This window comes from Ensifer sp. LC384, from assembly GCF_001695865.1.
In the GTDB taxonomy this organism is placed as follows: domain Bacteria; phylum Pseudomonadota; class Alphaproteobacteria; order Rhizobiales; family Rhizobiaceae; genus Ensifer.
This window is the reverse complement of sequence record NZ_MBST01000031.1, coordinates 1-13,153: the sequence shown is the minus strand read 5'-3', so window position 1 is coordinate 13,153 and position 13,153 is coordinate 1. Positions and strand designations below refer to the sequence as shown.

7 protein-coding genes are annotated in these 13,153 nt (G+C 61.8%); 6 read left to right on the top strand and 1 reads right to left on the bottom strand.

Going from position 1 to position 13,153, the window contains the following annotated elements; translation table 11 throughout:
• Nucleotides 1-13: 13 nt before the first annotated feature.
• The 5 genes from rhaI to BC363_RS21335 all read left to right on the top strand — a co-directional run bounded on the left by rhaI (nt 14) and on the right by BC363_RS21335 (nt 3,252).
• Nucleotides 14-1,306, top strand: coding sequence for an L-rhamnose catabolism isomerase (gene rhaI, locus BC363_RS21355; protein WP_065784631.1), 1,293 nt, complete (start codon nt 14-16; stop codon nt 1,304-1,306).
• 357 nt (nt 1,307-1,663) lie between these two features.
• Nucleotides 1,664-1,918: a GlsB/YeaQ/YmgE family stress response membrane protein gene (locus BC363_RS21350; RefSeq protein ID WP_053250496.1), complete on the top strand. Its 255-nt coding sequence runs from the start codon at nt 1,664-1,666 to the stop codon at nt 1,916-1,918.
• A gap of 76 nt (nt 1,919-1,994) precedes the next feature.
• Entirely contained in the window at nt 1,995-2,183 is a 189-nt protein-coding gene (locus tag BC363_RS21345) for a hypothetical protein (protein ID WP_065784630.1), read from the top strand.
• Nucleotides 2,184-2,287: 104 nt separating this feature from the next.
• The gene (locus tag BC363_RS21340; protein ID WP_065784629.1) at nt 2,288-2,749 is read left to right on the top strand and encodes a YbaK/EbsC family protein; all 462 of its coding nucleotides are present in this window, start codon (nt 2,288-2,290) and stop codon (nt 2,747-2,749) included.
• A gap of 122 nt (nt 2,750-2,871) precedes the next feature.
• A complete protein-coding gene (locus BC363_RS21335; protein WP_065784628.1) occupies nt 2,872-3,252 on the top strand; it encodes a DUF930 domain-containing protein in 381 nt (126 codons plus the stop codon).
• Between the two features lie 309 nt (nt 3,253-3,561).
• Here the strand turns inward: BC363_RS21335 and BC363_RS35565 are convergent, their stop codons facing one another.
• Nucleotides 3,562-3,819, bottom strand: a complete 258-nt coding sequence (locus tag BC363_RS35565; protein WP_141690393.1) for a hypothetical protein — start codon at nt 3,817-3,819, stop codon at nt 3,562-3,564.
• 499 nt (nt 3,820-4,318) lie between these two features.
• Here BC363_RS35565 and BC363_RS21325 point away from each other — a divergent pair.
• A partial coding sequence (locus tag BC363_RS21325; RefSeq protein WP_065793327.1) for a peroxidase family protein occupies nt 4,319-13,153 on the top strand: 8,835 nt, incomplete at its 3' end.

Below are 13,153 nucleotides of genomic sequence, written 5' to 3'. Positions count from 1 at the left end.
TCCGGAGGTTTTGATGAGCACCATGATCGGCAAAACCATCGTTGACTCAGAAAACGAACGTCGCGAGGCGGCACTCCGCCAGGACTATGCCAGCCTGGCCGAAAGCTTGGCGCGCCGTGGCGTCGACATCGACGTCATCAAGCGCAAGGTCGCGGCCTATGGCGTCGCCGTGCCCTCCTGGGGCGTGGGCACCGGCGGCACGCGCTTTGCCCGCTTTCCCGGCAAGGGCGAGCCGCGCAACATCTTCGACAAGCTGGAGGACTGCGCCGTCATCCAGCAGTTGACGCGCGCAACGCCCAACGTCTCGCTGCACATTCCGTGGGACAAGGTCAGCGATCTCCAGGAACTGAAGCAGAAAGGTGCAGCCCTCGGCCTCGGTTTCGACGCGATGAATTCCAACACCTTCTCGGATGCGCCCGGACAGACGCATTCCTACAAGTTCGGATCGTTGTCGCACAGCGACGCGGCGACGCGGCGCCAGGCCATCGAGCATAATCTCGAATGCATCGATATCGGCCGGCAGCTCGGCTCGAAGGCCCTGACGGTCTGGGTCGGCGACGGCTCCAACTTTCCCGGCCAGAGCAATTTCACCAAATCGTTCGAGCGCTACCTCGATGCGATGAAATCGGTCTATGCGGCGCTGCCCGAAGACTGGCGCGTCTTCACCGAACACAAGATGTTCGAACCGGCCTTCTATTCGACCGTGGTGCAGGACTGGGGCACCAACTACCTGATCGCCCAGGAGCTTGGCCCCAAAGCCTTCTGCCTGGTCGACCTCGGCCATCACGCGCCGAACGTCAATATCGAGATGATCGTCGCGCGGCTGATCCAGTTCAAGAAACTCGGCGGCTTTCACTTCAACGATTCGAAATATGGCGACGACGACCTCGACACCGGCTCGATCGACCCCTATCGCCTGTTCCTCGTCTTCAACGAACTCGTCGATGCCGAGGCGCGGGGTGCCGAGGGCTTCGATCCGGCCCATATGCTCGACCAGAGCCACAATGTCACCGATCCGATCGAAAGCCTGATGACAAGCGCCATGGAAGTCTGCCGCGCCTATGCGCAGGCGCTCATCGTCGACCGCGCGGCGCTCGACGGCTTCCAGCAGGACAACGACGCGCTGATGGCGACGGAAACGCTCAAAACCGCGTTTCGCACCGACGTCGAGCCGATCCTGGCGATGGCTCGTCTCGAGAGCGGTGGGGCGATCGCGCCGGTTGCGACCTATCGGGCGAGCGGCTACCGCGCCAAGGTGGCCGGCGAACGGCCGACAGTTGCCGGCGGTGGCGGCGGCATCGTCTGATGTCCACTCCATCGCATCCCAAGAGCAACATGCCGGGCAGCAACCGCTGCTCGGCATGATTTCGCGGATCGGCTCGGATCTCAGGTGAAGCAAGCTGGGAGCGTGATGGCGCACTTTGCGCGCCCTCTTCGACGGCGGCACTGGATCGCCGGGCACAAATGCTCCGGATTCCTCCAAAAAATCGCCGCGCGATGAAATTGCCCCCTATCTGATTTCAATTCCTGATCTATCTTTCCTTTCTATAGCGCCGCGCGTCTCAAAGGTCGCTGCAGCGCTTTGAATTGCTGCATGTTTTATCCACAAATCGACTAGGATTTGAGGAGACATGCGGGAGGTCCAACGGAAAGGGAACCATTCATGGGCATCGAAAGCATTCTCGTATTCCTGATTGTCGGTGCGATCGCCGGCTGGCTTGCCGGGTTGATCGTCAAGGGGTTCGGCTTCGGCCTGATCGGCAACATGGTCGTGGGCATCATCGGCGCCTTCATCGCCGGCTTCCTCTTTCCCGCCATCGGCATCAGCCTTGGAACGGGCGTGCTTTCGGCGATCCTGCACGCGACGATCGGCGCTGTGATCCTCCTGGTGCTGATCCGCATCGTCAAACAGGCGTGACGCCGCATTACCACGACCCATGCCGCATGGCTCGCCCACCCGGCGGGCCGTGCCAGACCAACGGAAGGAAGACACCATGAGCGAACTCCACACCGACAACATCGAAACGGCATTGAAGGCGTTCATGACCGACCATCCCGGCAAGCTCACGCGCGAACAGGCGATCGCGGCGATCCTCGAAAACTGGTTCACCACCCACGGCTACCTGCCGCCCGGGCAGGAAGGCATGCGCCCGGAGGACCTTGACGCCTCCAACGACGACTGAGACAGTCGCACCGATCGTCAACGACCGCGGCGCCTCGCGCCCGCCGACGCGTTCGTCAGTCCAGTGTCCATCACGAAACCATTTCCAGAGCCTGAAGCCCCATCATGAGCCTCACTTCAGTCAAACAATTCTTCTCGCAGCACGCCCCTGATATCGACGTCATCGAACTCGAACAGAGCACGGCAACGGTGGCGCTTGCCGCTGAAGGCCACGGCGTCGAGCCCGCCCAGATCGCCAAGACCCTGGCGCTCCGTGTCGGCGGCGACGTGATCCTGATCGTCACCCGCGGCGATGCACGGCTGGACAACAAGAAGTACAAGGCTCGCTTCGGTACCAAGGCTCGCATGCTCGGCTTCGACGAGGTCGAGGCGGAAACCGGACATCCAGTCGGCGGAGTCTGCCCGTTCGGGCTTGCCAAGCCGCACAACATCTATTGCGACACATCGCTTAAAGCCTACGACATCGTCGTTCCCGCTGCCGGCGCGACCAATGCAGCCGTTCACATCAATCCCGAGCGCATCGTCGAATTGACCGGCGCCGAATGGATCGACGTTTCAGAAACGTAATCAACGTTTCGGAAACGTGATCCGTGCCTTGGAATGGCCACAAAGCTTAACTGAAACCGCAATCGCGTCCCCGCAGTGATTTGCCGGGGCCGGCCGTTTCCATAAGCAGGAGCCCGTCGGGCATGAAGACAGTCGCGTACCCGCTCATCTTCGCCGCCACGATGTCCCCGGCGATGGATCAGTCCCTGGTGCGCCAGTTCGAAAAGCTCGACCCGCAGACCCGCCTGGAACAGCGCTGCGATACCGAGGCGATGGAGCGCATCAACGCCGACAAGTCCAGCTTCAGGCCGGACAAGGTGATCGCCTACACCTTCGCCGATCCAATCATCAAGGAAGACAAGATGAAGGCACCGGGTGCGGTGTTCCGCAGCAAGGGGAAATGGTACAAGCTGAAGTTCCAGTGCCGCACCGATGCGGAGCACCTGGATATCCTGTCCTTCGAATACAAGATCGGCGAGCTTGTGCCGCACGAGAGCTGGGACGAGTTCTACCTCTATCCCTGACGGACCAGACGAGGGGTGCAAACGACGACGCCCCGATCCTTTCGCCATGCGAAAGAACTAAGAGCCTAGAGCATTTCCAGGAAAAGTGCGAAGCGGTTTTCAGTCAGGAAATGCGTAAAAACAAAGAGTTATAGCGTTTCTGCGATTCCGTTTAGACCGGAAACGCTCTAAAGTGCGACAAGCTTATCCTATAGCGCCGCGCGTCCTGTTGGACGCGCAAAGGTCGCTGTAGCACTTTGAATTGCTGCATGTTTTTGCACCTAGATCGGATACGATTTAAGGGAACTGCAGTAGAGATCGCGACGCGCTTTAGAGGACGGCGATCAGAAACAGCAGCGAGCCCAGCGACAGCGCGGCCATGATGCTCATCAGCATTTTCATCATGTGATCTGCCATTTCGTACATCCTTGCCTCTACTCCCTCAGGAATGAACGAATGCTTTTGCGGCGCGGCAGGCCCGGCTGGTCCAGGCTCGAAACGCCCGACTGAAACGATCCCACTGGATCGGGCACAATCTTCTATCAGCGTTCCAAGCTGCGCCGACATGGTTAACAATTGATTAATCACGTCATCTGCAGCGTGGGATGGATGCCTGATGTGCCATGGCGCCTCCACCGGGCCCGCGCATGATGGTCGCAGTCAGCAAGCCGGGCGGTCTTCGTTCATCATCTCGCGCCCTTTGACGGTCCAGTGCGGACATCCCGGCGCCGACGGAGATCGCTTTCAGAGGCGTCGGTTGAGTTGCGTGAGCGAATTTACCGACCTCCCGAACGAGCGGCTGGATCACGTGTCAGCGGAAATGAACCCTTCGACCCAACGGGGGCGCTCTGCACTTTCGGCCATCCAGGTTTTGGCGTGTCTGCTCTCGGACTTAGGTCTGAGAGCGATAGGGACCAAAGTATCCCTCGCCCAACTGTCCTTTGGTCCCGAAAAACAGGCGACCTTGTTCCCTACGGCGAAGGCGGATCGGGTGGCTTAATATCGGCCAGCACCAGTAGCACGACCTCTGTGGGCGGAAAGACATGTGTCCTTCCGGGGGGATCGCTGTGTCTCGACGGAGGGGAAAATGGCCGCGTTCACGCTTAATCTTCAGGACATGATGTTCATTCTGCGTCAGATCAAGATCGCGGAAGGAAACTCGACCGCCCATTCCGGCGCTGCTGCGTTGGAACTGACCGCGATCTATGTGGATGTGAACGGCAATGTCGTTCCGGCGGGCACGCCGGGCGCGACGCTTGCCATTCCCGACCCACATGTTCCCGCCGGCCTGCGCACAGTCGACGGCACCTACAACAACATCGTGCCCGGCCGCGAGACCTGGGGTTCCGCCGACCAGGCGATGCCGCGGCTGCTCGATGCCGATTATCGCAACGACAATGATGGCGACACGATGAACCTCGGCCCCGGTGGCGAGGTGAACAATACCGATTATGGCACGGGCGGCAACGTTGCCGACGCCGACCCGCGCATCATCTCCAATCTGATCGTAGACATGTCCATCAACAACCCGGCTGCGGTCGAAGCCTGGTTCAACAACGAGCTGGCGGTTGCTGCCTGGGAGGAAGCCAATCCCGGAATGACGCCGATCCGCCCGCTGCCGGAAGGTGCATCGCCGGGTCCGAACGAACTGGAGATCACCAACGACGACCTCGCGTCGATCCCCAATATCGCGCCGGACGAAGGTCTGTCGGCACCGTTCAATGCCTGGATGACCTTCTTCGGCCAGTTCTTCGACCACGGTCTCGATCTGATCACCAAGGGCGTCAACGGTACCGTCTACGTTCCGCTGCAGGCTGATGACCCGCTGGTGCTTGGGGCCGACGGTCTGGCTGATACCCCCGACGACCTGCCGGCGCAACTGCGCTTCATGGTGCTGACGCGTGCGACGCCGGACGGCGATTCTCATACCAACACAACAACACCGTTCGTCGACCAGAACCAGACCTATACGTCGCACGCGTCGCATCAATTCTTCCTAAGGGAGTATGAGCCTGCCGGTGGTGTCGCCGGTGCGCCGCCCCACGCAACCGGCCGTCTGCTTGACGGTTCGGCAGACGGGCTGCCCACATGGGCTGACATCAAGGCGCAGGCAAGCACCGTGCTCGGGATCCAGCTGACGGATGCCGACATCTTCAACATTCCGCTGATCCGGACTGACGCCTATGGCGAGTTCATTCGCGGTCCGAACGGCTTCCCGCAGATTGTCACCGGGCTGGGCGCGGATGGCATTCCGAATACTGCTGACGACGCCGTCATCGAGGGTAGTCCAGCAGCCCCGGTCAATACCTTTGCAGTCGGCGCGATCCGCATCGGCCACGCGTTCCTCGACGATATCGCCCACAATGCCGTGCCGGTGTTCGATGCGCTCGGCAATCTCGTCCCGGATGCCGACACTGCGACCGGCAACAATGTTAACACCGATCCGAACACTGGTCGCAAGCTCGAGTATGACGATGAGCTGCTGAACCGCCACTACATCACCGGCGACGGTCGCGGCAACGAGAACATCGGCCTGACGACCGTGCACCACATCTTCCATTCCGAGCACAATCGCCAGACCGACATGCAGAAGATGACCATTCTGCAAAGTGGCGATCTCGCCTTCATCAACGAATGGTTGTCGGTCGATATCACCCAGGCACAACTGAACGCACTGCCGGCTACATTCCCGGCCGATCCGGTGGCCCGGGAAGCACTTCTCAACTCCTTCACCTGGGACGGCGAGCGCATCTTCCAGGCCGCCCGTTTTGCCACAGAGATGCAGTACCAGCATCTGGTCTTCGAGGAATTCGCCCGCAAGATCCAGCCGGCGATCGACGTCTTCGTCTTCAACAGCGTCACCGACATCAATCCGGCGATCTTCTCGGAATTCGCCAACACTGTCTATCGCTTCGGCCACTCGATGCTCACCGATGCCATGCCGCGTATCGATGAAAACGGTGATCCGATCAATCCGGATGTCGGCCTTGTCGAGGCTTTCCTCAATCCGGTCGAGTTCGATCTCGATGGCGCGATCAGTCACGACGCGGCGGCAGCCGCCATCGTTCGCGGCATGACGATCGAACACGGCAACGAAATCGACGAGTTCATCGTCGGCTCGCTGCGCAACAACCTGCTCGGCCTGCCGCTCGACCTGGCAACCATCAATATCGCCCGTGGCCGCGATACCGGCATGCCGTCGCTCAACGATGCGAGAGCCCAGCTCTATGCGGCGTCCGGCTCCACTTTCCTGAAGCCCTACGATCACTGGGTAGACTTCGCCAGCAACCTCAAGAACCCGGCTTCGGTAATCAACTTCATTGCGGCCTATGGCACGCATGACTCGATCGAAGCGGAAACGACCCTCGCCGGCAAGCGTGCGGCCGCTCAAGCCATCGTGCTTGGCGAAACCGTGACGGTCACCATCAACGGGGTGGAGCGGACGTTCGTTCCGCCGGCCGACCGCATCGAATTCCTGACAGGGACCGACGATCCGGCGGTAACAGGCAGTTGGGCTGGCGTCGAAACGGGCCTGAACCTCATCGACCTGTGGATCGGCGGTCTTGCCGAAAAGAAGATGCCGTTCGGCGGCATGCTCGGCTCCACCTTCAACGCCATCTTCGAAGCCCAGCTTGAAAACCTGCAGGACGGTGACCGGTTCTACTATCTCACCCGCACCCAGGGGCAGAACTTCCTCAACCAGCTCGAGCAGAACTCCTTCTCGAAGATGATGATGGCCAATACGGAGCTGGCGCAGCCTGGCGCCGACGGCATCCGTGGCACGGCCGACGACATCATTACACGCCACATCGGCGTCGATTCCTTTGCGAAGTATGACTTCGTGCTCGAAGTGAATGAGGCCAACCAGGCTTATGCCGATCCGACCGGCAACGATCCGGTGCTCGAGGCCATGGGCCTTGGCAAGGTGATCCGCAATAACCCCGGCACGGTGGGTCCGGATGCCAACTATCTGCGCTTCACCGGTGGCGAACATATCGTCGTCGGTGGCACCAATGGTGCCGACACGATCATCACCGACTTCGGCGACGATGCGATCTGGGCCGACGATGGCAATGACCGCGTCGAATCCGGCGCCGGCGTCGACCTCGTCAATGGCGGTGGTGGCGACGATATCCTGACCGACAGCGGCGACACCGGCGACTTCATCAAGGGCGAGGAAGGCAACGACGTCATCGCCAACTCCAACGGCATCGACATCCTGATGGGTGGCGATGGCAAGGACGTCGTCTTCGTCGGCGTCGACGACACCGAAGTGTTCGGCGGTGCCGGTGACGACTTCATCGCCGGCGGCGAGGGTGTCGACCTGCTGATGGGCAATGAAGGCGATGACTGGCTCGAAGGTGCCGGCGGATTCGATACGATCGCCGGCGACAACTCCGAACTGTTCTTCAATTCGGCGATCAAGGGCCACGACGTCATGTTCGCCGGCAACGAAGAGCAGGATTTCGACGCCGAATCCGGCGACGACATCATGGTCCAGGGCGAAAGCGTCATGCGCAACGAAGGCATGTTCGGTTTCGACTGGGCGATCTTCAAGGGCATGGCACTCAACGGTTATGCCGACATGCGCATTCCCATCTTCACCACGGAGGCCGAGGATGTCCTGCGCAACCGGTTCGACAAGGTCGAGGCGCTGTCCGGTTGGGTGCACAACGATACTCTGATCGGCGATGAGCGCGTCTTTGGCGAAGTCGGACCCGATGCCACGGTGGCGACCACCGAAGGCATTTTCTTCAACGACGGCCTCGACCAGGCTGGCCTCGACCGCATCAACGGTCTCGAGGCGATCGTCCGCGTGAACCCGACGACAGGCTTCTTCGAGAGCGGCAACATTCTGCTCGGCGGCGGCGGCAGCGACCTGATACAAGGCAACGGCGGCGACGACATCATCGATGGCGATCGCTGGCTCAACGTCCGCATCCGCATCACTGGAGCCGGTCAGGCCAACACGGCTGGTAACCAGCTTGCAACCGTCGACAGCCTCAAGCATGTGTTCACCCAGGCCGAAGTGGGCGGCAACCCCGCGACCGCCTCCTGGGTCGGCAGGTCGCTGTTCGATCTGATGATATCGCGCACAATCGTGCCCGACCAACTGCATATCGTACGCGAAGTCCTCGATGGCGAGCTGGGTGCCCCCCAGAGCATCGATACCGCCGTATATCGTGGCAACAGAGCGCAATACGAGATCGAAGGCATCGATTTCGTCGACGACAACGACGGGCAGACGATCGTTCGCCATCTCGTTGATCCCGTGACTGCGGTCAGCGACGGCGTCGACAGGGTCAGCAACATCGAGCGGTTGCAGTTCGCCGACGAAACTGTCGAGCTCGTTCCCGGGCTGAACGCGCTGCCGGTGGGGCAGCCGGTCATCGACGGCCTGGCGCAAGTGGGCCAGGTGCTCACCGTGCGGCTGAACGCGGACGGTTCCCTGTTCGGCGTGACCGACGCCGACAACGTCAGTGGTGCCAACCCATCCGGTGCGATCTTCTCGCCCTTCATTGTTGAGTGGCAGATCGAGACCGATCCCGGCGTCTTCGTGGATACCGGTTTCCGCGGCGTGTCATTTACACCATCGACGGAAGGCGATTTCGCGGTGGGAGCGGATGTTCGCGTCCGCGCAATTGTTCGCTACACCGATGGCGACGGCATCCCGAGTTCGGTTCCCTCCGTTCCAACCGATCCGCTGGTCCCCGCGACCAATCTCGCAGCAACCGAAGGCGACGACGTCCTCGTCGGGACCCCGCTGAGCGACACGATCGACGGCCTTGGGGGCAATGACGTGATTTTCGGCCTTGCCGGTGCCGACGAACTGATCGGCGGCACGGGGGACGACGAAATCTTCGGTGGCCTGGGTGACGACACGCTGGCCGGCGGCGTCGGCAACGACATCCTCGACGGTGGCGACGGACAGGACACTGCCGTCTTTAGCGGTGCGCGGCAAAACTACACCTTCGAATTCAACGCGGAAGGTCAACTCGAAGTCGTAAGCACGGTGGTCGCTGAAGAGGACGCCGTCATCGGGATTGAAGCATTCCAGTTCGACGACGTCACCGTCACCCTTGCGCAGGCGCTCGCCGGCTTGCCGACACAACCGACGGAGGGCGCCGACACCATCGTGGGGACGGCGGGCGACGACGATATCGACGCGCTCGGTGGCAACGATACGATCAATGCACTCGGAGGAAACGATACCATCGTCGGTGGCCTCGGAAATGATACCATCGACGCCGGTGCCGGTGACGACGTGATCCTTTGGGAGGCCGGCGAAGGACGCGACATCATTGAGGGCGGCGCCGGCACAGACCGCCTGCGGATCCGTGGATCCGGAGAGGACGAGACTTTCTTCATCGAATCGAGGGCCGACTACCTGAGCCGCACCGGCATCGCGGCTGACGCCCTGCAGGCAACTACCGACATCGTGATTTCGCGCAGCGTCGGCGTAGGGCCGACCACCGTGATTGCCGAACTCAACGGTATCGATGAGATCGACGTCAACGGTGGCGGCGGCAACGACACCTTCGTCGTCTCGGGTAATTTTGCGGGGACGGACCTTGATCCAAGTACGATCACCATCGATGGTACCGCTGGCGATGACACGATCGACATCACGGCGCTCGATTCGCAGCACCGTATCGTTTTCCGCTCGAACGGCGGAGACGACACCATCATCGGCACGCTGCGGCCGCAGGACGTGGTGGAACTGGCCTCCGGCACGGTGCTCTCGGGCTACACGCTGAGCGGCAGTGGAAACGGCAGCAAGACGCTTTCGAACGGGACGCACTCGATCACCTTCACCGGTGCGGTGCCGCCTCAGTTCTTGCCGTCGGAAGACGACCCGGCCGCCGGTCCGTTCGTTTACACGGCGAGCGACCTTGCCGGTCTCAAGAACCTCGTCAACGGTCAGCCGGCTTTTCCGGATGACGACGATACCGAAGGCTTCGAAGGCGTGCGGACGCTGTCAGGCTTCGGCAACAACATCGACAACCCCACATGGGGCGCGGCCGACACGCCGTTCATCCGCATCACCAATGCCCATTTCGGCGCCTACAACCCGGCGACCGGCAACCACAACGTCAATCCGATCTTCGCCGGCCTCGACCCGCGCAACATCAGCAACATCCTTGGCAGCCAGGAACTCGACCTGCCGAAGAACGAGAAGGACGCCAACATCTTCTTCATGGCGTTCGGCCAGTACTTCGACCACGGCCTGGATTTCCTCGGCAAGGGCGGCAACGGCACGATCCAGATCGGCGCACCGGGCAACGGCGCACCGGGATCGGGCAACCCGGCCGATCTGACACGTGGCACCGTCGACAGCATCGTCGACGGGGTACCGCAGCACCTGAACAAGACCTCGCCCTTCGTCGATCAGAACCAGGCCTATGGCTCGAACGAACTCGTCGGTCAGTTCCTGCGCGAAGGCAACGGGTCCGGCGGACTCGGCTCGCATCTGCTTCAGGGCGCGGCGGATCCGTCGAACAGCAACTTCAAACTGCTGCCGACGCTGCGCGAATTAATCCTGCACCACTGGGAGAACAACACGGTCTTCCACTCGGCATCGCTGCCGGGCGGGCAGGTGGCGTTCCAGACCTATTTTGCCGGTCTGGTCAACAACGGCGTCATCAACGAAGCGATGCTGCCGGCGATGACCTCCAACTTCATGGGCAGCACCCATGCGCTGCTTCTCGATACCAACCCGTTCATCAAGCTGCTCGACCACTATGTGGTCGGTGACGGGCGCGGCAACGAGAACTTCGCGCTGACCTCGATGCACACCATCTGGGCCCGCAACCATAACTTCCATGTGGAAGGTCTGGTGGATGCCGGCTTTGAGGGAACGGCGGAAGAACTGTTCCAGGCGGCCAAGATGATCAACGAGGCCGAATACCAGCGGGTCGTCTTCAACGAGTTCGCCGACATGTTGCTCGGCGGCATGCGTGGTGACGGCACCCACGGCTTCGAGGAATACAACCCGGATGCAACGGCCGGCATCTCGCATGAGTTCGCGGCCGCGGTCTACCGCGTCGGACATTCGCTGATCGGCCAGACGATGACCGTTCTCGATGCCAACGGACAGCCGAAGCAGGTGGCTCTGTTCGATGCCTTCCTCAACCCGAGCAATGAAGCCGGCGTGTTCACCGGTCCCTTGCCTCCCGGGTACGTGCCGCAACCCGGCTACGAGCAGCTCGGCGTCAACTCCATTCTCGGCGGGATCATAACCCAGCAGGCCGAAGAGGTGGACTTCAACATTGTCAACGCGGTCCGCAACGACCTCGTTCGCATCAATGCCGACCTGTTCGCCTTCAACGTGGCGCGCGGATGGGATGTCGGGCTCGGCACGCTCAACCAGGTCCGCATGGATCTGGCGGCCTCCCAGGATCCTTATGTCTCGGAAGCACGCGGCTTTGCCGGCAACCTCTCGCCTTATACCTCCTGGGAGGATTTCCAGACACGCAACGGGCTGAGCCAGGCGGTGATCAACCAGTTCCGGCAGGCCTATCCGGATCTGGTGCTGCAACCCGGCGATATCGCCGCGTTCCAGGCGATCAATCCGGGTATCCAGGTGGCGATGCAGGCCAATGGCACCGGCATCGTCAAGGGCATCGACCGCGTCGACCTGTGGGTCGGCGGCCTTGCCGAAAAGCATGTCAACGGCGGCATGGTCGGGCAGACCTTCTGGGTCGTCCTGCACGAACAGTTCGACCGGCTGCAGGAAGCCGACCGCTTCTACTACATCAGCCGCTTCGACAACTTCGACTTCTACGAAAACATTGTCGACGGCGAGGAATTCGCCGACATCGTCGCGCGCAACACCGGCATGACGGATCTGCCGGAACACATCTTCGAAACGCAAGAGCCTGACGATGACGATGACGATGATGACGACGATGATGATGACGGCGATCCCGTTGGCGGCGGCGATGACGACGACGACGATGATGACGATGACGATGACGATGACGATGACGATAACGACGACGACAGCTGCGGCTCCGGCGACGGTGACGGTGATGGCGACGGTGGCGAGACGCCGTTGCCGGTTGCGGCGCGCACGCTGATCGGAACATCTGCGGCGGATGTGCTGCTGGGGGGTGTGCTTGCCGACGTGCTGCTGGGCGGGGCGTCCGGCGACATCCTGTCGGGCGATGGCGGCAGCGACGTGCTGCGCGGCGAGGACGGCGAGGATGTGCTGACCGGCGGTGACGGCGACGACGTCGCCTCGGGCGGGGCGGGCGATGACGAGCTCCACGGCGGCACTGGGGCCGACATGCTGTTCGGCAATGGCGGCGACGACCTGATCTACGGCGACGCCGGCAACGACGTCATCGAAGGCGGGGCGGGTTCGGACAAGGCCTGGGGCGGTGCCGGTAACGACATCGTGCTGGCCACCAAGGGCGACGGCGCCGACAGCTACTGGGGCGGCGACGGCGTCGACACGCTCGACTATTCGGTGGCGACAGCCAAGCTGACGGTCGACATCGGCACCGGCTTCATGGGCCGCGGCCAGGTCGCGGGCATCGAGGTGGGAACCGACACGGTCTACGGCTTCGAGAACGTCATCGGTGGCGCGGGCCATGACGACATCACCGCCTCCAATGCCGTCAACATCATCGACGGCGGCCTGGGCGAGGACGTCTTCCGCTTCCCCTCGGTTGCGGCGGCCGACGGCGACACGATCTACGGCTTTTCGCCGGGCGACCGCATCGACTTCTCCTCGATCGACGCCAAAACCGGACAGGCGGGGGTGCAGCACTTCACCCTGTCGGCCGGCACGACGCTGTCCGGCGCCGGCCAGATCGTGGTGACGCATGAGACCCGCGACGGCGCCGACGTCACGGTGATCCGCGGCAGTGTCGACGCCGACCCGGATGCCGACTTCGAACTGGCGGTATCCGGCACC

Excerpts from the sequence above, each read along its gene's own strand:
- rhaI (WP_065784631.1), top strand. The coding sequence starts at position 14 with ATGAGCACCATGATCGGCAAAACCATCGTTGACTCAGAAAACGAACGT.
- BC363_RS21350 (WP_053250496.1), top strand. The coding sequence starts at position 1,664 with ATGGGCATCGAAAGCATTCTCGTATTCCTGATTGTCGGTGCGATCGCC.
- BC363_RS21345 (WP_065784630.1), top strand. The coding sequence starts at position 1,995 with ATGAGCGAACTCCACACCGACAACATCGAAACGGCATTGAAGGCGTTC.
- BC363_RS21340 (WP_065784629.1), top strand. The coding sequence starts at position 2,288 with ATGAGCCTCACTTCAGTCAAACAATTCTTCTCGCAGCACGCCCCTGAT.
- BC363_RS21335 (WP_065784628.1), top strand. The coding sequence starts at position 2,872 with ATGAAGACAGTCGCGTACCCGCTCATCTTCGCCGCCACGATGTCCCCG.